An 18,476-nucleotide genomic window follows, 5' to 3' on the forward strand; every position below is an offset into this window, starting at 1 on the left:
CTCAGATGAGTGAAACAGCCAATATTAATGCGTCGGTATCTAGCCGCATAGCGTCATGTGAGCATGTAACAGTATAATTTGTGATGCACAATCAGCGTGTTCTGATATTTTTTACAAGCTGACACGGCGAATGCCATGGGGCTTGACCCCGAGGCGGTTCACTGCGTGTAGTAGATATTACACTATTCCATCATATATCATGATCTTATAATTTTCAGTACCACTGATAACCATCAGGTGTCCGTGGCATCCTCATTGTCAGTATCTGGCTGATTATCATCTTCCCCAAGAATTCCGCGATGTGTCATGGTTTCTGGGTCAAGTACCGTATCGGCTTCTGCGGGTGAGAGGTACCCTTCTTCAATGACAATATCGCGGACTGTAGCGTTCTCTTTGAGCGCTTTTTTTGCGACTTTGCTTGCTTTATCATAGCCAATCGTTGGATTCAATGCCGTGACAAGTGCTAGCGATTGATTAACCTGTGTCTCACAAACCGTCTCATTTGCTTCAAGCTCAGCGATGAAACGCTCGGCAAATACGGTTGACACATTTGAAAGTAACATCGCTGACTGTAGGAAATTGTGCGCAATAACAGGCTTGTATAGGTTCAAATCAAGTTGACCTTCAGCAGCGCCGGCAGCGACAGCAGCATCATTGCCGACAACTTGTTTATGAGCCTGACTAACTGCTTCCGCGATGACAGGATTGATTTTTCCAGGCATGATCGAACTTCCGGGCTGATTTTCTGGCTGATCAATTTCACCAAGCCCATTGCGTGGACCTGATGCCAGCAATCGGAGGTCATTAGCAATTTTATTCAATGAACCTGCAACAGTCCGTAATGCACTATGTGCTTCAGTCATTGCATCATGTGCTGCTTGTGCTTCGAAATGACTGTCTGCTGGTCGAAATGAAATCCCTGTTTCGGTGCTGATATACTCAGCTGCTCGCGTCGGGAACTCAGGGTGTGTATTTAATCCTGTCCCGACAGCGGTCCCGCCAAGTGCAAGTTCGCTAAGATGATCAGTGACTGCTTCAATCCGTGATATCCCTTTCTGCATCTGGGTCTGGTACCCACTAAATTCCTGACCAAGACTAATTGGTGTTGCATCCTGTAGATGCGTCCGACCAGTTTTAATCACATCATTAAATACCTCAGCTTGTGAGGCAAGCTCCGATTCAAGTATTTTTAGAGCCGGAAGTAAATCTTTCTCGACTGCCTCATATGCAGCCACATGCATCGCTGTCGGGATGACATCATTTGAGGATTGTCCAAAGTTAACATCATCATTCGGATGAACGGCACGTTCACCGACTGATTTATCAAGGATCTCCGCAGCACGGTTCGCAATGACCTCGTTTGCATTCATATTAGAGGAAGTTCCTGACCCAGTTTGAAAGATATCGACAGGGAATTGATCATCGAACTCCCCCGCAATAACTTCGTCTGCTGCTGCGATGATTGCATCGGCAGTGTCAGTATCGATTAGGTCAAGATCGCGATTTGCTTGCGCTGCTGCTTTCTTAACGATGCCGAGTGCACGAATGAATCGTCGACCAAATGTAATCCCTGATAAGGGGAAATTCTCGATTGCTCGTTGTGTCTGTGCCCCCCAGTAAGCGTCAGCTGGAACTTGTATTTCTCCAAGACTGTCTCGTTCGACTCGATGATCGTCTGCCATCGGTCGTTCCGAGGGAAGCCGAGCGCGTAAAACCCGTCGATGTTCACTCGTCCCCGAAATATCATGTGTGAAGAATCTATTATTTTCTTATATGTGAAATTAATCGATAAACGTCCGAGTGAACTACCCCGACCTACTCAGCCGTCAAAGACGGCTTTCTTGAGGAAGGGGTCTTACCCTCGAATTTAGATAAAACGATTATAATTAGACTGCAGGAACAGTGAGATAGTATGACTCAAGTCTCGCCAACAATCGGTTTACTCAACGGATGCCGTCTGGTCATACTCCTCTGGCGTGTATGTCTTCATTTCGAGTGCATGAATTTCGGTTGTCATCGCGTCATCAAGTGCGTCATAAACTAACTCATGTTGCTCAACAAGTGATTTATTCTCAAATGTCGGTGATATGATAACTGCCGCAAAGTGTGCGTCCTCATGATTTTCATCCGGGGTCCGCGGTAATGTGACGGTTGCTGTTGCGTCTGGTATCTCCGATTCAATCTGCGCTTCAACTTCAGTTGAATCCATATCTATAAGATACACAATCCCCGTGAATAAATACCACTCCTGAGGACGTTGAATAACTAATACTTCTATGACAACTCATTGACCTCCTCCACACGGCTGAACGTGGGATTCCCCGTTCCCGATGGGGATATTACGGTTGCGCGTTTCCTCGGCGGCTCAAATACGCTTTCGCGTGGCCAGCCTCACAGGTTGCCGCCCAATTATGACCGATGGCGTGCGTTCCAGCGCGTGTAGCCCGGTCAAGCGGGCCTTCCAATCTGCACATGACAGACACGCATAATGTGGATGGTTGGTTCTTCAACCGACTGGGTCACACGGTTCGCGTCACCCAAACTGTTACGCCGTGCATGGTTCTCCCTCTCGGTGACTGATGTTTTCTGCCGCGTTTAAATCCGCGTGTCGAACGTATCCACACGATGGACACTCGAAGCAACTCCCATCACGTCCAGCGTATTCACCGCACTGACTGCACTCTTGACTCGTATTTTGTGGGTCGATTTTCTCGACACGAATGCCCGCTTTCTCAGCCTTGTAGATGATAAACTGCTGAAGTTCATAGAACGGTCACGAGTGAACACCATGCCACTCACTGCCGTCTCGGATACCTTCCAAGTCTTCGAGCTTGATGACTGGATTGGTGAATTGGCTGGCGTACTCTACAACTCGGTTTGAGAGGGTGTGATTTGCGTCTTGGATACGGCGATACTCCTTGTTACCAACGTGGTTCCGTGCGCGAAGCGCACCCGCTTCCTGTAGCGAATCACGAAGGGAACGGTAGTATCGCCGCACGAATGTGTATTCGTTGCCACTGACGAGGAACGATTGAGCACTCCCATCGTCTGGCGTAGCGGCGAGAATGTAGTTATGACCAACATCGACACCAACGTGAGTTTCCTCACCACTGGTATCGCCACTGTCGGTGACAGTAAACGACACTTTCCACTCGGGTCCTTCTCGCCACACGCTCAACTGCGTCTTCGCTGCATCACCGGTGAGCAATGCGTCAATTGGGTCTTTGATGCCGTCATAGACGAGACGTGGATTGGCGTGTCCCACAGTCTGTGATACACGGGAATCCGATAACGACAGACCCAGTCTCAGTGGTGTGGATTTCCCAGTTCTGATTGTTGACTTCGATGGGTTGCTCACTCGTGTACTCAACAGACTCATCATCGGAGTCACTTTTCGCTGCTCGTATTGCTCGATTTTGGAGTGCTGAGTACAGCGGGTTCTCAATGTTACCAGTCGTGATGGATGAGGAGAGCGACCCGTCATGCCAGCCATCGACAAGCCACCGTTTGCACTCCCGCAGAATATGGGTGGCCCGTTGCCACTCTTTCTGACGGATGTGGCTTGGATTTCGGAACGTCGTTTCAACGCTCACCTCAATCATCAAATGTGTAATCAATTATCGAGCGTTGATACAAATATCGCTTCTTGGCTGGTGGAATATCCAGCCGTGGCTACGAGCGTGGAGAGATTCCCAGTAGTCGGCTTCATCCACTGTAAACGGGTGGGCTTTCGCCTTGCTACTGCTGTAATCGTCTATGATCTAACCCAGCGTATGCAAGTTTAGTTGATATGTCATGTCCGTGAGTCCTGTACAAACTGTAATGGCGGCGATTAATTATACCCAAAAATCACTCCAACTACAATCGCGGCAGTCATGACACCCACGCCGAAGCTGCTGATACGAGCCATCGCTCGGCGTGAGTCAGCCTCATTCCAGTCAGTCGCAGTTTCAAGATGGGTCTGCATTGCTTTTATTCCCGGACCAGCGATGATCGATGCTGACCACCCAAGCGTTCCAAATCCAAGTGCAAGCGTCCCAGCGAGGAAAACGGTATCAGCGGCCGTTGGAATACCGATAACAGATGCACTCACAGAGACACAAATGACGCCGAACACACAGCCAACAAATAACGCGCTTCCAACGAGCCGACTTCGAGCAGTAACTAATGGGTGTATTGACATTATTGGGCTGATTTGAGAATGAATCTAAATAATATGAAATAGTATTACATACAGAGGTACTCATATGCGTCGTTGAGTCTACGGATTTTTTATCTAAATTCGAGGGCAAGACCCCTTCCTCAAGAAAAGAACGGAATAGCGTGGAGTGAGCGAGTAGGTCGGGGTAGTTCACTCTATCTCGTATAATGAAATTGTCATTGTTCCGGTAATACTCATCAGTCAATTGCTTCGCGCATCCGTGGGTCAAGCGCATCACGCATCCCATCGCCAAGTAAATTAAATCCAAGCACAGTAATGGCAAGAAACAATCCTGGGAAGAAAGACATCCACCACTTTCCTGTCAATAATCCATTTTCAACTCCTCGAGAGAGCATCAGCCCCCATGAAGGAGCGCCTGCCTGTGCGCCGAATCCAAGAAACGAAAGGGCAGCAAGGTCAATGATTGCAAGTCCAAAATTTAGCGTTGATTGAACAGTAATTGGTGCGATACAATTTGGTAGAATATGTCGAATGAGAACCCGAGGGTCGTGTGCACCGAGTGCAACTGTTGCATCGACGTATTCATCCTCAAGAACTTTCAGTGCCGCGCCACGAACAACGCGCGCAAATCGTGGCGTGTACACGAGTGTGAGTGCGAGGACGGCTTTCCAAAGACCAGCACCAAAGATAGCGACGAGTGCAAGCGCAAGAAGTAATGATGGAAATGCAAGGAGCATGTCCATTGTTCGCATAATGATATTATCAGTAACATCATCATAATATGCGGCGATGATTCCTAACCCAACCCCTAGTGCTGTCGAGGCACCGACCGCGATAGTTCCGAATTTCAACGCCAACCACGATCCATATAGCGTTCGTTTAAATATATCTCTGGCAGCGACATCGGTTCCAAAAATATACTGATTCCAGGCAGCTGGACCGGTCCATCCAGGCGGGTGCCTATCGGGAACTGAGCCTCCAAGACGGGAGCCAGTCAAAATATTCAAATCGAGCGTAACTCGCGCAATGATGGCGATAACGAAGACACCGAGAATAATACTTAATCCGACAATAGCAAGTCGGTTTGACAAAAGACTTGAAATAAACGGCGACGCCAATAATTTATCAATAAAACTTCGTGTGTCAGCGTCGGATGAATGCTTATCAGTCGTCATAGATGGATCGTAATGAATGAGTTATTCGCATGGATGAGCGTATAAGTAAACGCGAGGACAATTGGATGATAACCATTGAATTCATCGCGTATGCCCGTAGCTGTGAAGCGATGGCAATGAGATGGTATTGAGTGAATCATTGATCAATTCGAGGGTCAAGGTAACTGTATGTAATATCAACGCCAAAGTTGACAAATGTGAAGAGCAAGGCAAAGGTGAGTACCGTCCCCTGGACGAGTGGATAATCGGAAGCGCCAATCGCACTAACAAGCATTGTACCTATACCACCAATCCCAAACACAGTCTCAGTCAGAACTGCACCGCCCAACAGCGTCCCGAATTGAATACCAATCACTGTTACAACCGGAATTAACGCGTTTTGAAATCCGTGTTTTAAAATTGTTATTTTTGTGCCCTGCCCCTTTGCCCGAGCTGTCCGCATGTAATCTTGTCTGACGACCTCAAGCATTGATGAGCGCATCATTCGAGATAATAACGCCATCTGATAGATTCCGAGAACAAGCACCGGTAATAACAGATGTCTTACTGCTGAGACAAATGCATCAAACTCACCAAGCAACAATGTATCAACTGTGACCATTCCAGTGAGTGGAAGCTCAGTTCCGAACAGTGTCCATTGCTCTGGAAGAAAAATGGTTGAGCCAATACGTCCACTTGTTGGAAGGATACCCAAAAAGGTCGCAAACAACAGAATAAGGAGTGGTCCAGACCAAAATATTGGAACTGAAATACCAGTAAGTGCACCTACTCGTGTGAGATGATCTGTGAGCGAGTCCTGCTTTACAGCTGATATTACACCAAGAGGAATGCCAAGAAAAATACCAGTTATTTGTCCATAAATTGCTAACTCAAGCGTAACAGGAAGACGACCAGCGAGAACTCCCTGAACTGATTCTCCTTGGGCGATTTTGTATGATTGACCGAAATCAAATGTTGCTGCATCGATCAAAAAGCGTACATATTGTATCCAGAGTGGGTCATTGAGCCCGAGTTCACTTCGAACCTGTGCGACCTGCTGTGCGGAGGCACGCTGACCGACAATAATTCGTGCTGGATCACCTGGAGCAAGCTGGAGAATCGAAAACACGAGCGTTGCAACACCAAATAAAACTGGCACAAGCAATAGAACACGTCGGAAGAGGAACCGTTTTGATACCATATTAGCGTAATTGAAGATTCAGGTGGATTCAACTGGATATTTTGTACATGTAGATTCGTATAACACATTATGAACTTCACCACAGACATTTGATGTAGATACCACAACCGCAGTGGTAATCTAAGATAGCTACTGTAATTCAACCATATTGAGGAATGGACCGCCAACAGATGTGGCGGTATAACTATCGGAGACAACAGCTTCATTGACGCCACGGAGTGTCTGTGCATAATCAATGAACACCCATGGTGCTTCTTCGCGTGCAATTTGATTTGCCTCAAGATACAGCTCTTCACGCTCCGCATCATCGTAACTTCGCTGTGCCTCACGGACTAGCGACATGTATTCAGAATGTGCCCATCCGGCGACATTCAATGGACTGTATCCTTCGGTGTCGAAACTGACCCAGTTTTGATCTTCTGGAACAGCATTCATAGGGACTTTCGGGTCAAGCAGCACATACATGAAATTATCAGGATCCGCATTATCAGTGTACCATCCGAGGAAACAGGCGTCATGCCTCCCCTGGTCTGTGTAGCTGAGATATGATGAGAATGTCGAGAACTGATTTATTTCAACAGTGAGTCCAATTTCCTCGAGGTCCGAACGGACCTGATTTGCTGTCTCAACCGGACTCGGGTTGTACCCACGTGGATTTGAAAATGTGGCAAGTTCAAACTCAAATCCATCACCATAGCCGGCTTCTTGAAGTAGACGGCGGGCTTCATCCTTATCAGTTGGATATGGCTCAAGATCCTCATTATGTCCAAGAACGTCCGGTGGGAGTGGTTGGTCAGCTGTCGTTGCGAACCCTTGGTAGATGCTATCGACAATGGCTTGGGTATTAATTGCGTACGAAATAGCTTGACGGACTTGTCGGTTTCGGAACTCCTCGCGGCGAGACTGATTCATCGCCATATAACCGACATTGATTCCATTCTTCGAGGCGAGACGTGCAGACCCAGCACTTTCGAGTTGCTGGGAAGATTGCGAATCAAGATTATCAGTGATATGTGAACTCCCGTTGATTACATCCTGCACCCGCGTTGAGTTCTGACCAATCGTTTTGAATACTACTTGTTCGACGTTTGGTCCGTTCCCCCAATAATCAGCGTTAGCCGAGAGAAGCACCCGCTGGTTACCGTTGTCAAGCTGCGAAAACTGGAAACCACCGGTTCCCTGTGGCTCTGTCCCGAGTTGTACCTGATCGTCAAGTGACTCAATTTGTGCTTTCGACAAAATAGCAGCCGCAAACATCGCAAGGTTACGTAAAAACGGTGCATATTGCTGTGTGAGCTCAATCGTGACCTCGTATTCTCCGGTCGCTTCAATGGTATCTACCCAGTTGCCAAACGTAAACGGTCCATATCCCGAACGATTTTCATCGCCGAGGTAATACTCGTACTCACTATCAGTGAATCGACGAATTGTGGCGCGAACGTCGGCTGCAGTGAATGATTCACCATTGTGAAATGTAACATCTTCACGAAGTGTCAGCGTCGCTGTTGTTCCCTCAAGTGAGTACTCTGTTGCGAGTCCATCTCGAAGCTGTCCACCACTTCCCGGAGTAAAGCCAACTAATTGATCATATATTTGGTTTGAAACCTTTGCGACCTCACCACTCGTTGTTTGCTGTGGGTCATAATTTTGTGGATGGTCACCACGGGCATACACAAGCGTTCCGCTCAAGTTAGATTCCTCTCCGTTATCGTCCGCTACGTCCGTACCCGCTGTCTCATCACCTGCACTTTCATCATCGCCTCCAGAACATCCTGCAATAGTTGCTGCTGCCGCAGCACTTCCAGCGGTCGTGAGAAAGGTTCGTCGGTCCATATCAGAAGTCATAGTTGTTTTGATACACGCCGAGAGAGTCTGTTAAATGTTACGTTAGTTACTATTTCTGATGGCGGTGATATGGTTATGATCAGTTCCTCTCAACATATGATACGCGTTGGTTGCGGATGCGGAGTTGTCAGTCTGTGTTCGGCTGTCGAGCACCGGCATGTGTTGATGTATCGGTATTGGTATCTGTGTCTGCTGTACTAAGTGGCTCAGTGTTCATGTCTTCGTCATATCGATGACAGGCAGTTAGATGCATGTCTCTCAGGGTCGATGTATTGGATAACGACGATGCACTTTCCTCAGACGTGTCAAATACTGGAGATTGTTGCTCACATACACTTGCAAAACGGTCATGTAGTTGCGCTGTAGCTGTCTCAAAATCACCGTTCACAACCGATTTGAGCGCAGTAGTCACCACACGACGGTTTTCCTTGCTGAGTGAATCATCAATGTACCGCTCATAGAGAGCATTGATGAGTGCATCTTCATCCGTTATATCCGTTTCTCTTTGAATCGCATCAACATCGATGGCTGCATCAGACACACGTTCACGTAGTGTCATTATGCTACGATATGTTGATTGATCGATCTCAATGTCATCAGGAGGAATGACCTCAGGACATCTAGTCCGGAAATAACAGCCCGACGGTGGGTCAATCGGAGACGGCACGTCGCCATCAAGAATAACTCGGTCTGTCTGTGCTGTTGGGTCAGGGACAGGAATTGCAGACAGCAGTGCGCGGGTGTATGGGTGCTGTGGCGTCGAAAAGAGTGTTTCCGTTGGTGCAATCTCAACAATCTCGCCAAGATACATTACAGCGATACGATCACAAATATGTCTGACAACACTGAGATCATGTGCGATGAAGAGGAAGGTGAGTCCGAATTCAGATTGTAGATTTTTGAGTAGATTGAGTATCTGAGCTTGCACAGACACATCAAGCGCTGACACAGGTTCATCACAGACGATGAAATCTGGGTCAACAGCGATTGCACGGGCTATTCCAACACGTTGTCGCTGTCCACCTGAGAGTTCATGAGGATATCGATCACGTTGGTCTGGGTCCAACCCAACAGCTTCCAATAATTCCATGACACGTTGTCTGCGTGTACTTTGATTTGACACATCGACATCTGTAGGAAGGTTGTGAATGCGTAGTGGCTCAGCGATAATCTGCTCGACTCTCATTCGTGGGTCAAGCGACGACATCGGATCCTGAAAGATCATTTGGAGATCGCGTCGGTGGGTTCGCAACGCGCTTTTCGATAGATTTGTTAAATCATCGCCAGCAAAGACCACGCGTCCCTCCGTCGGTTCGACTAGTTGAAGAATACTTTGTCCGGTTGTTGACTTCCCACAACCTGACTCACCGACCAATCCAACCGTTTCTCCCTCGTATACCGTCAAATCAACACCGTCGACGGCTTTGACACGCTCAGTGTCGAGTCCAAGATACTCATCAAAAACGCTCTCTGACCGCTGGAAATGTTTCTGAAGTCCTTCGACCTCAAGGATTGGATCACTGGTCTGCGTTGTCGTCTCAGCTGTAACATCTGTGTTCGTTCCATACTCGTCTTCATTAAAATCATCAAGAATACACTTTGCCTGATGATCGATATCTGCGTGACCATGCTGGCGAGACGGAATCTCGCCATTGCGGCACGCTGGTTCTGCCCACGGGCATCGTGAGGCGAAATTACATCCCTCCGGCATATCGATGAGATCCGGGACATTCCCGTCAATCGGCGTCAGGCGATCACTTTTTGCTGTGGGAATGGACTCAAGTAGGGCATATGTGTATGGATGTGATGGATTTGCAAAAATCTCCTCAACAGGACCCTCTTCAACAATCTCACCGGCATACATCACAGCAACACGATCACACGTCTCAGCAACAACCCCCAGATCATGTGTGATGAATAATACACCCATACCGAGGTCAGTCTGAAGATCATTTATTAATTCAAGAATCTGTGCTTGGATTGTTACATCAAGCGCCGTTGTTGGCTCATCTGCAATGAGAATATTCGGTTGACATGCAAGTGCAATTGCGATGAGAACCCGCTGGCGCATCCCCCCAGAGAACTCATGTGGATACTCATTAATTCGCGAGGCAGGCTCTGAGATTCCTACCTGTGAAAGAACATCGATGGTGCGCTCGACGATGGCATTATTTGGATTAGATCTGACACGAGCAAGCATCTCACGAATCGCATTAATCCATGTGTCTTTTTTTCGGTTACCAAACTGATGTAGTTGGAGAGACTCAGCTACCTGTTCGCCAACGGTAAGCGCCGGATTAAGAGATGTCATTGGATCTTGGAAGATCATACTCATCTCTGCACCACGAACCGACCGAAGTGCCTCCTCAGGTGCTTCAGTAAGTAGAATTTGATCATCATCAACAAATGATGAATTCGTATATCGATCCCGAAATGTCTCTGCTAGTGATGCAGACTGCAGTGTTACTTCACCCCCACTAATCTGACCGGGGTCGTCTATCAGCCCCATTGCCGAGAGGGCGGTGACACTTTTTCCGCTACCGGATTCGCCAACAAGTCCGACAGTCTCACCAGCATGAATATCGAGTGACACATCATCAACTGCTTTGACTTGCCCGCGTTCAGTAGAAAATTGCGTGCGGAGTTCTGAAAGTGAGAGAACCGGAGACATATCTCCATCGTCGTCGTTTCGGCGGAAAGTATCTTTTCACCCTTTCTCTAACCACTTGTGTCGGTATAATTGAATAATTCGGAGCCATATGCTGAGTGAACGCGTTTTGAGCGAACGTTTACTTGCCTCCCGAGGTCGAACAATAATATGGATGATGGACGACCAGATTCAGACTCAAACATCGAAACAGTAACAGAAAATATGAGTGACAGCACTGATGACCCGATGACTGGTCATAATGGTCGCTGGGAAGCCGTAATCGATGATATGTCGGCTACAGCAACCGAATACCGCGATGCGGGATGGGAAGCTCTTGAACTGCACCCAGGTGATATATTCCCGATTCCGCCGGTAGATGGGGCTGATCAAACAGGTCTAAGTTCCTCAGACGGGGTCAACAATACATCAACAAAAGGTAGCATTGCTCAAGACAGTTCTAAGTCACACTCACGCGTGGGTCTCGATGTTATTATTCCTGATAACGAATTCACCCAACTTATCGAAATAGCAAGCGCTAGAACATTTGATGAATGTGAAGCCTTCCGAGCAGAGGTAGGAAGTATATTATTTGTTATTGCTGGAATCAAAGCATCGACTACTGATGTTGTCGTATTTGTGCCATTATATTATCGAGCGAATGATGCACAACGAATGGCTCAGCGCGCAGTTGCACGCGGTGAAATTAAACTATTTGTCCGACCGCTTAGCGATGACCGTCAGGTCGTGTTTTCACAATCAACTCCGGAGCTGTTGCTCCCGAGTGAGTTCGCAAGGTAATGTCAGATGCTCACAGATAATTCTCAAAGTCAAGCTACGCAGGTGTGACAGTACTATTTATCATTATGACTGAGGCGGCGTGATCGCATTCCCAGTATGAGTCCTCCAATAATTGCCCCACCCCCAACGCTACCATATGCTGCCCACTGACCGAAATTGAATGGTGTTGTTCGCATCGACTGCACCCGCCGTTGGTGATACTCAGTATATGTTGTGCTTTGACATGTAGCGACTGCCGTCTGATTCAGTGACTGCCGCATCAGACCAACTCCACCATCAACGAGACGGCTACTATTAGCAAGTTCGCCACAGTCATTCTGAAACTCCTCATAGTTTGTTTCTGTTGTAGTCGTCATATTCGCATACGTGATGCCAATGAGGACACTGACCCCAAAGAGAATAATAAACAAACAAATAATAATTGATTCCCAGTCAGTGCTCGTCTCTGTATCCATCTCTGGGTCTGACTGATCATCATTCATAGCATACTGTATATCGTGAGTATATCAGTGACGGCTATTTGTTGACATCGGTTTATCCAATGTAGATTACATCTATTAGACGAGGCAAAACGGAAAATTACGCCAAGGAGACAAAATAAAGATCAATTATCGTTTGATTCACCCAATACAATGCGTTAGCTGATATGACATAGCACAACACACAAATCTGTCCCGGTTGAGTAACTGATGATAAGTGATGAGTGATGAGTGATGGGGAGGATTCAAATGCCGAGACATCGGGAGGGAATGTCGGTGAGGATATTGATATTGACGCGCTCCGCGGTCAATTGATCTCATGGTATGAGAGTGACCATCGAGAGTTTCCGTGGCGAGAGATTAATGACCCGTACGCCATCCTTGTTTCAGAGGTAATGAGCCATCAGACACAGATTGATCGCGTTATTGAAGCTTGGGAGGACTTCATTGATCGATGGCCGACAGTCGAAACACTTGCTGCGGATAATCGATCTGCGGTTATTACATTCTGGAGTGAACACGCACTTGGATATAATAACCGTGCCAAATATCTACACGAAGCGGCGACTCAAATTGTCGATGAGTACGATGGGACATTCCCAGCCGATCCTGATGAGTTGACGTCACTGATGGGTGTTGGACCATACACAGCAAATGCTGTTGCCTCATTTGCGTTTAATAACGGCGATGCTGTTGTTGATACGAACGTTGAACGGGTTTTATATCGTGTCTTCAAGCAGGTTCGACAGGCAGATGACCCACCATATGAGCCGATTGCGAGTACGTTACTACCAACAGGGAAATCACGGATTTGGAATAATGCGATTATGGAACTTGGCGGGGTTGCCTGCGAGAAAACACCACAGTGTGATGAAGCTAGCTGTCCGTGGCGGCAACAATGTCATGCGTATCAAACAGGCGATTTTACTGCACCTGATGTGCCAACACAGCCATCATTTGAGGGAAGTCGTCGGCAGTTTCGTGGTCGTATCGTGCGAACGCTCGGAGAACACGGACGATTATCAATTGATACACTCGGTCATCGAATCCGTGTTGATTATGTTCCAGACGGAACACACGGTCGTGAGTGGATTTATGATATTGTTACAGATCTAGCGAATGACGGACTTGTTAATGTCGAAACTGAGACTGAAGCTGGAACTGCTGAGACGGCTGAATCGAAATCAGCCAGTGTAACTCAAAATGATGAGGATGAGGTTGACTCATCAGTTTGTGTTAGTCTACAGTCATAGATTGTGAGAACTAACAGTCGACAGAGTATCATTTATGATTTATTATAATGATAGTTACTCTTTGCCTATTAAGATATTATAATCCTGTCGACAGTTCCCGTATCAGTGCGATTTAGATTATACACAGTAGAATTATATTGCATGTTTATACTTGAGATGACAGGTGAACCACTCCCAATCGCAGAGACTGGCAGCGAACAGGCGCAATCCTACGCCGTTTCCAACGTTGCGTGGTGTAGGTACGCGTCGTCAGACGGGGACGGGAGCAAGGGAATTCCCGAGCTGTTTTCTGCTCCAATATCGTATACTGATGTCTCGGCACATTGGTTACGACCTCACTGCAGCCGCATGCCCGACAATTGTGGGTTCAACTGTGAGTGTCCACCTAGACTGGAAACAGGATCTGTCCTTCGGGGGAGTCAGCTAACAATCGACGGGCAATCATCAACATAAGTAACTCGAACTCCGAGCCTAAATCTGATGAACCCGACCCCCGACCACCGCTCCTGTGGCACACAGAACACGACACAACACAGGACCGCGTTCTTGGGTGGGGAGAGGATACGAGAGGAGTCCCGCGGTCGGAGGTTTGGCTGCCCCGCCCCTTGCCTTGCCCGGCTGCACACCGATTCGAACGGTGTGTGAGCTTGGCAGTCTGTGAACCTGCAACTCAACTCAACTCAACTCAACTCAACTCAGCGGTGTGGTACCATGAGATTCCCGTCTCTTTAGCCGCGGGAGGATGTCAATAACTGACCATTCACGGTGTCTCATCGTCGGTATCTGCCAGTGAAACGCGTGCTGTAAGCCATTGTCGAGCGGCAGCAACTGCCTCAGGATCAGTGCTTGTCAGTTTCACGCGAACATATTCACCTGGATAACTTCCAACGGTTACTGCAAACTGCTCTCGTAGATCGGCAATTCGGTCAATTAATTCACTTTCATATTCGTCAATAGCAACGGTTTCGGTCACTGTCTGCTCACCTGTGAACTCTGTCGCAACAGAATTGAACATGGCTTGCATCTCTGGTGGGACTCCCGGGAAAGCATATATCTCTTCGACGACTGCTCCAGGGGCAACACCGACTTCATTTGGTAACATTCGTGCATGAGCCGGGAGCGCAGTTGTTCCGTCAGCAAGGTCGTCAGCAGCGTATCCCTTCTGAGAGGTCAGCCACTCTTTAGCAGCGGCGTGTGGTTCGACTGATTGACCAACAGCAGCGGCGATTCCCTCCATTGTGACATCATCATGCGTTGGTCCCAACCCACCAGTGACTATCACTGCATCATATTCTGCATGATATTCGTTTACAACACGAGCGATATCGCTGACAGTATCAGGAACAGTTGTTATCCGACCAACAGTAACACCACGGGCTGTCAGTTGTTCGCAAAGCCATGTAGCGTTCGTGTTGACAGTATCTCCGGCTAGAATCTCGTCTCCAACTGTGACGACTGCCACGCGCATGGTCTTAGATAATGATGAGATGCACAAAAGAGACTCGGGATTCGAAGCTTGTGTCTGGGATGTCGTTATCCCATTCCAGGTGGAGGACCGTCGTCAAATTCATCATCATCATCGGCTTCGACATCAAGACCCATTTCAGTTCGCTGAGTGCGTAGCTGCTGGATTTGTTGTCGATATCGTAGTAATCCGCCAACACCAACAAGTAAGACAAACCCGGCAACTCCACCAAATACAAAGATATCTCGCTGAAGATAAAATCGGACAGAGATAATTTCAGTGCTTTGATCGATATTAGTCCATCTAAGGTGCAATTGATCTTCAGCATCAATTTCTGAATTATATCCACCGGGAGAAGCAGTCCCGAAGATAGGGATATCAATACGGCGGTTTGGAGGTAACACAATCTCATAACTACCGTCGACATATGTCGGGAGGCTGAATCGCTTGCGGTTGCCACCGCTTGTAAACGCAACTTTTCCTGTCTCAGTAGGGGAATCTGTCGGCAGTTTGATTATCGTTTCATCTTGTGTCTGTCGGATTTCCCCACCTCGTTCACGGATTTCTGTACCAGTAATTATCTCCCCACTAGGATATTGATAACGTACAGCAGAGACTGATAATGGATTTGTTCCACCAAATCCATCATTACGGAATAGTTGGATCGATGAATCATTGACCGCAATCACAGTTTGAAATTTTGTATTTTCTTGGATCGTGATATGCGTACTGCGGTCGTTTGTCCACTCATAAGATTCCGCTGGCTCAGTGTCAATTTCCTCAGCAGGAACAGGACCGGTCGTGATTCCGAGACACCCACTTAGAGCACCAAGGAATGCAAGTGCACAAACCGCAAGAAGAAGTCGTCGGTTCATGATATCAGTCTCACTCTATTCATACTGTATTGACACACTCAAATATGCAATTAAACCAAGGCATGTCGGTATGCGGAGAGTTTATAGTATTAATCCTCCGTTTGAATCCGACTCGATGTAGCACACATTACATTTAGGTAAGGACGCATTTCAATTCTGCGCGTAGATATGACCCGATGCTCGCGATTAAGCCGGGCGGATCAGTATCTTCTGTACAGATAACACTTTGTTCAAGTAATCCAAGTCGATCTACAGTTACAATATCGTCGGCATGACCAGCACGATTGACCGTTGCTCGAACTTCCCCACGCGTTGCACTGTTTACATTCACACGACCCGAACCTGCTTCTCGCGTCCACTCATACAGTTGATCACGGGTCGAATCAGCCAGCTGTGGTGTTTCACCAGCGATAAACTGAACTGGCGTGTGCTGGACAACTCCGAATCGCTCGCGAATCTGTGTTGGTGAGCCCTGTCCAAGTCCAAGTTCGGAAGCTGGGATCATAACGTGCTCATCACCGACATCAAGTGTCCATCCATTTTCGTCCCATGAACTGAGTGTCCCAGTGTAAATTTCTCCGTCTGTTCGCTCTGTGGATGGGTAAATTTCTCCCCATGTCTCCGCAAGGAGATTTGATGCAACTGTTGCATCTGATCCAGTTAGTGTGACAGTGATAAATTCATCATCACGGATATCAACACTCCAGGAGACAGTGAGTTCATCAATGTCGTTTCTGATCAATGAGCCCATACTGTCGAGTGCACGATCACGGGCATCACCGCCGACATAGCACTTCGTCCCAAGAATAACGTCAGCAGTGTCACTATCGGTGTCAGCATCAAGATGGCCGCGTGTTTTGGTATTACTGCGCTGTTCTGTTTGTGCAGTGTTCTTTGGATCATCTATAGATGACTCATCGGAGTCAAGATCAGAACCAGCCTTGATGATACAGTTGGGCGGGGATGCAAGCTGAGCTACGTCAACGCTTGAAATGTGGTCTTCGTATCCCATCAGGCGGGTTGTGTCACGCCAACGTTGAGTTCACTCCTGAGTGAATCAATCCGGCGTTCCATCGCATCAATCATCTCTTGATTCTCGATCGGTTCAAGTGGTGCTCCGGTCTCAGGGCATTGGAATCCAAGTTCCATTGCTTCAGAGAATTCAAACCGAATTCCAGCCGGTTCTGACAAATAAAACTCGTGACTGCGTTCATATTCAAGCCGTTCTTCAAGCGTGTCAAGTAACCGATACATCTCAGATTGAAGATTCTCTGGAATATTTTCATAATGAAATGTCCATAGATACGTGAGCCACCCAGAGTCTTCATCACGGACTCGGCGATATGAGGCAAGATCATTCTCATATAGAATGAATAATGCCCGTCGAACATCATTGAGTTCAAGCCCAAGATCTTCAGCAAGTTCCTCATCTGTCACTTCTCCATCCGGCGGAGCTGCCGCGACCGGCATCCCGGTTGGTCCAACCAGTTCATGGAGGTACTTCTGAATAACAGGGTCGTTTAATAACTCCTCAAAAACCATTATGTGAATGTGCGCTATTCAGTCTTTTTAACCTTATGGATATTCGCATGACTGGTATAAACTTACTGTTAATCCGTTCATATCCACGGTAGGTGAGATAGCGTTATCCGGTATGTCAGTGGGGTGTACGCCATTTGATTATGAAAGCAATCAAAACCTCTTTTCAGATTGGCTTTCAGTATTCACTTCATCCGACTCCGTTTCTGTTAGTTCAGTATCAACTACGCGCTTGCCACTTGCCTGTGGAATAACGACATGTTCGGCGTCAGTCCACTCTTCATCGAGTTCTTGACCTCTAAATAACCGGTCAAGGAAAACGGCTAGCCCCGCAACTTCTGAGTGTGGTTGATTTGTCACAGCAACATTCCAGTCCGCCCACTCATACACGTCAGATGGGACTTTTTCACCACCAATAATAATCAGTAATGACTCTTTGTGAAGACATGTATCACGAATTCTTTCCGTCACATCCTGTACACGCTCTCCATACATCGTGAGATGGACAACGGTCCCTGACCACTCGCGAATAACTCTGTTCAGTGCATCCGTCCGCTTGACGTCGAATGGACCACCAAATCGAGTAACAATATCTGTAACTGTTTCCACAGATTGTGTCGCGTTGTCCGGAAATATCACTTGATCAGCACCAAGTGCACGTGCGGTGAGTCCAACATGCGTCGTCATCCGGTCATCTCGACCAGGGCGGTGTCCATACCGGAGGACAGACACCTCATTTTTACGGGACTGTTGCATATCCTGACACAATCATGACAGAGGTTAACCGCTGTCGGTCGGAAGCTAAATACCTCGATCAAGGATATTAGAGTCCATTCAATAAATCGCATACATCAAAATCATATGCAGAAATAATCATGAATAATATCCCTTGATATGAGATTGAACCATTACATAATATCAATATCAATATCAGTGCCAGAGTTTGACCGACTCAATCATCAATTTCGTTGAGCCCGTAATATCAGTATTATTGTATTTTCTGTGAATTTATCTACGCTGTGAGCGTTCAATGCCATTCAGCAGTGTATTATTAC

Annotated in this window: 19 protein-coding genes; 3 read left to right on the forward strand and 16 right to left on the reverse strand. The window is 47.3% G+C overall.

What is annotated here, in order from left to right:
* Positions 1-233: 233 nt before the first annotated feature.
* The 10 genes from J07HQW2_RS04310 to J07HQW2_RS04345 all read right to left on the reverse strand — a co-directional run bounded on the left by J07HQW2_RS04310 (position 234) and on the right by J07HQW2_RS04345 (position 11,033).
* Positions 234-1,682, reverse strand: coding sequence for a class II fumarate hydratase (locus J07HQW2_RS04310; RefSeq protein WP_021054151.1), 1,449 nt, complete (start codon positions 1,680-1,682; stop codon positions 234-236).
* 257 nt (positions 1,683-1,939) lie between these two features.
* Complete coding sequence (locus tag J07HQW2_RS04315) at positions 1,940-2,209, reverse strand: BolA family protein (RefSeq protein WP_021054152.1); 270 nt, start codon at positions 2,207-2,209, stop codon at positions 1,940-1,942.
* A 336-nt stretch (positions 2,210-2,545) separates the two neighbouring features.
* Positions 2,546-2,749 carry a transposase gene (locus J07HQW2_RS17690; protein ID WP_343122477.1) on the reverse strand — a complete coding sequence of 68 codons (204 nt, stop codon included), beginning with the start codon at positions 2,747-2,749 and terminating at the stop codon, positions 2,546-2,548.
* A 24-nt stretch (positions 2,750-2,773) separates the two neighbouring features.
* On the reverse strand, positions 2,774-3,265 hold the full coding sequence (locus J07HQW2_RS17695) for a transposase (RefSeq protein ID WP_021054153.1): 492 nt from the start codon (positions 3,263-3,265) through the stop codon (positions 2,774-2,776).
* Complete coding sequence (locus tag J07HQW2_RS17700) at positions 3,234-3,605, reverse strand: hypothetical protein (RefSeq protein WP_303703960.1); 372 nt, start codon at positions 3,603-3,605, stop codon at positions 3,234-3,236. Before J07HQW2_RS17700 ends, J07HQW2_RS17695 begins: the two co-directional genes overlap by 32 nt.
* A gap of 227 nt (positions 3,606-3,832) precedes the next feature.
* Positions 3,833-4,183: a DUF7268 family protein gene (locus J07HQW2_RS04325; RefSeq protein ID WP_021054155.1), complete on the reverse strand. Its 351-nt coding sequence runs from the start codon at positions 4,181-4,183 to the stop codon at positions 3,833-3,835.
* Between the two features lie 215 nt (positions 4,184-4,398).
* Positions 4,399-5,337: an ABC transporter permease gene (locus tag J07HQW2_RS04330; RefSeq protein WP_021054156.1), complete on the reverse strand. Its 939-nt coding sequence runs from the start codon at positions 5,335-5,337 to the stop codon at positions 4,399-4,401.
* A 136-nt stretch (positions 5,338-5,473) separates the two neighbouring features.
* On the reverse strand, positions 5,474-6,517 hold the full coding sequence (locus J07HQW2_RS04335; RefSeq protein WP_021054157.1) for an ABC transporter permease: 1,044 nt from the start codon (positions 6,515-6,517) through the stop codon (positions 5,474-5,476).
* A gap of 129 nt (positions 6,518-6,646) precedes the next feature.
* The gene (locus J07HQW2_RS04340; protein WP_021054158.1) at positions 6,647-8,362 is read right to left on the reverse strand and encodes an ABC transporter substrate-binding protein; all 1,716 of its coding nucleotides are present in this window, start codon (positions 8,360-8,362) and stop codon (positions 6,647-6,649) included.
* A gap of 127 nt (positions 8,363-8,489) precedes the next feature.
* On the reverse strand, positions 8,490-11,033 hold the full coding sequence (locus tag J07HQW2_RS04345; protein WP_021054159.1) for a dipeptide ABC transporter ATP-binding protein: 2,544 nt from the start codon (positions 11,031-11,033) through the stop codon (positions 8,490-8,492).
* Between the two features lie 147 nt (positions 11,034-11,180).
* Between J07HQW2_RS04345 and J07HQW2_RS04350 the strand changes: the two genes are divergently transcribed.
* Entirely contained in the window at positions 11,181-11,810 is a 630-nt protein-coding gene (locus J07HQW2_RS04350) for a DUF7529 family protein (RefSeq protein ID WP_021054160.1), read from the forward strand.
* Between the two features lie 53 nt (positions 11,811-11,863).
* On the opposite strand, the gene J07HQW2_RS04355 is transcribed toward J07HQW2_RS04350, so the two are convergent.
* Positions 11,864-12,292 (reverse strand): hypothetical protein, encoded by a 429-nt coding sequence (locus J07HQW2_RS04355; RefSeq protein WP_021054161.1) that lies wholly within the window; start codon positions 12,290-12,292, stop codon positions 11,864-11,866.
* Positions 12,293-12,516: 224 nt separating this feature from the next.
* Between J07HQW2_RS04355 and J07HQW2_RS04360 the strand changes: the two genes are divergently transcribed.
* Together J07HQW2_RS04360 and J07HQW2_RS17705 are read left to right on the forward strand one after the other, a co-directional pair.
* On the forward strand, positions 12,517-13,542 hold the full coding sequence (locus tag J07HQW2_RS04360) for an HhH-GPD family protein (RefSeq protein WP_021054162.1): 1,026 nt from the start codon (positions 12,517-12,519) through the stop codon (positions 13,540-13,542).
* A gap of 141 nt (positions 13,543-13,683) precedes the next feature.
* Positions 13,684-13,995 (forward strand): hypothetical protein, encoded by a 312-nt coding sequence (locus tag J07HQW2_RS17705; protein WP_021054163.1) that lies wholly within the window; start codon positions 13,684-13,686, stop codon positions 13,993-13,995.
* Between the two features lie 307 nt (positions 13,996-14,302).
* Here J07HQW2_RS17705 and J07HQW2_RS04365 read toward each other — a convergent pair whose 3' ends face one another.
* From J07HQW2_RS04365 to J07HQW2_RS04385, 5 genes are all read right to left on the reverse strand, one after another.
* Complete coding sequence (locus tag J07HQW2_RS04365; protein ID WP_021054164.1) at positions 14,303-15,010, reverse strand: competence/damage-inducible protein A; 708 nt, start codon at positions 15,008-15,010, stop codon at positions 14,303-14,305.
* 65 nt (positions 15,011-15,075) lie between these two features.
* Positions 15,076-15,882, reverse strand: a complete 807-nt coding sequence (locus J07HQW2_RS04370) for a DUF5803 family protein (RefSeq protein WP_021054165.1) — start codon at positions 15,880-15,882, stop codon at positions 15,076-15,078.
* A gap of 133 nt (positions 15,883-16,015) precedes the next feature.
* Entirely contained in the window at positions 16,016-16,690 is a 675-nt protein-coding gene (locus tag J07HQW2_RS04375; RefSeq protein ID WP_048075472.1) for a DUF2110 family protein, read from the reverse strand.
* 203 nt (positions 16,691-16,893) lie between these two features.
* The gene (locus J07HQW2_RS04380) at positions 16,894-17,424 is read right to left on the reverse strand and encodes a transcription initiation factor IIE, subunit alpha (protein ID WP_021054167.1); all 531 of its coding nucleotides are present in this window, start codon (positions 17,422-17,424) and stop codon (positions 16,894-16,896) included.
* A gap of 150 nt (positions 17,425-17,574) precedes the next feature.
* On the reverse strand, positions 17,575-18,177 hold the full coding sequence (locus J07HQW2_RS04385; RefSeq protein ID WP_021054168.1) for a tRNA (cytidine(56)-2'-O)-methyltransferase: 603 nt from the start codon (positions 18,175-18,177) through the stop codon (positions 17,575-17,577).
* Between the last annotated feature and the right edge of the window lie 299 nt (positions 18,178-18,476).

The sequence above is a fragment of the Haloquadratum walsbyi J07HQW2 genome (genome assembly GCF_000415985.1).
GTDB classification, from domain to species: domain Archaea; phylum Halobacteriota; class Halobacteria; order Halobacteriales; family Haloferacaceae; genus Haloquadratum; species Haloquadratum walsbyi_B.

Excerpts from the sequence above, each read along its gene's own strand:
- J07HQW2_RS04310 (WP_021054151.1), bottom strand. The coding sequence starts at position 1,682 with ATGGCAGACGATCATCGAGTCGAACGAGACAGTCTTGGAGAAATACAA.
- J07HQW2_RS04315 (WP_021054152.1), bottom strand. The coding sequence starts at position 2,209 with ATGGATTCAACTGAAGTTGAAGCGCAGATTGAATCGGAGATACCAGAC.
- J07HQW2_RS04325 (WP_021054155.1), bottom strand. The coding sequence starts at position 4,183 with ATGTCAATACACCCATTAGTTACTGCTCGAAGTCGGCTCGTTGGAAGC.
- J07HQW2_RS04330 (WP_021054156.1), bottom strand. The coding sequence starts at position 5,337 with ATGACGACTGATAAGCATTCATCCGACGCTGACACACGAAGTTTTATT.
- J07HQW2_RS04335 (WP_021054157.1), bottom strand. The coding sequence starts at position 6,517 with ATGGTATCAAAACGGTTCCTCTTCCGACGTGTTCTATTGCTTGTGCCA.
- J07HQW2_RS04340 (WP_021054158.1), bottom strand. The coding sequence starts at position 8,362 with ATGACTTCTGATATGGACCGACGAACCTTTCTCACGACCGCTGGAAGT.
- J07HQW2_RS04345 (WP_021054159.1), bottom strand. The coding sequence starts at position 11,033 with ATGTCTCCGGTTCTCTCACTTTCAGAACTCCGCACGCAATTTTCTACT.
- J07HQW2_RS04350 (WP_021054160.1), top strand. The coding sequence starts at position 11,181 with ATGGATGATGGACGACCAGATTCAGACTCAAACATCGAAACAGTAACA.
- J07HQW2_RS04355 (WP_021054161.1), bottom strand. The coding sequence starts at position 12,292 with ATGAATGATGATCAGTCAGACCCAGAGATGGATACAGAGACGAGCACT.
- J07HQW2_RS04360 (WP_021054162.1), top strand. The coding sequence starts at position 12,517 with ATGAGTGATGGGGAGGATTCAAATGCCGAGACATCGGGAGGGAATGTC.
- J07HQW2_RS17705 (WP_021054163.1), top strand. The coding sequence starts at position 13,684 with ATGTTTATACTTGAGATGACAGGTGAACCACTCCCAATCGCAGAGACT.
- J07HQW2_RS04365 (WP_021054164.1), bottom strand. The coding sequence starts at position 15,010 with ATGCGCGTGGCAGTCGTCACAGTTGGAGACGAGATTCTAGCCGGAGAT.
- J07HQW2_RS04370 (WP_021054165.1), bottom strand. The coding sequence starts at position 15,882 with ATGAACCGACGACTTCTTCTTGCGGTTTGTGCACTTGCATTCCTTGGT.
- J07HQW2_RS04380 (WP_021054167.1), bottom strand. The coding sequence starts at position 17,424 with ATGGTTTTTGAGGAGTTATTAAACGACCCTGTTATTCAGAAGTACCTC.
- J07HQW2_RS04385 (WP_021054168.1), bottom strand. The coding sequence starts at position 18,177 with ATGCAACAGTCCCGTAAAAATGAGGTGTCTGTCCTCCGGTATGGACAC.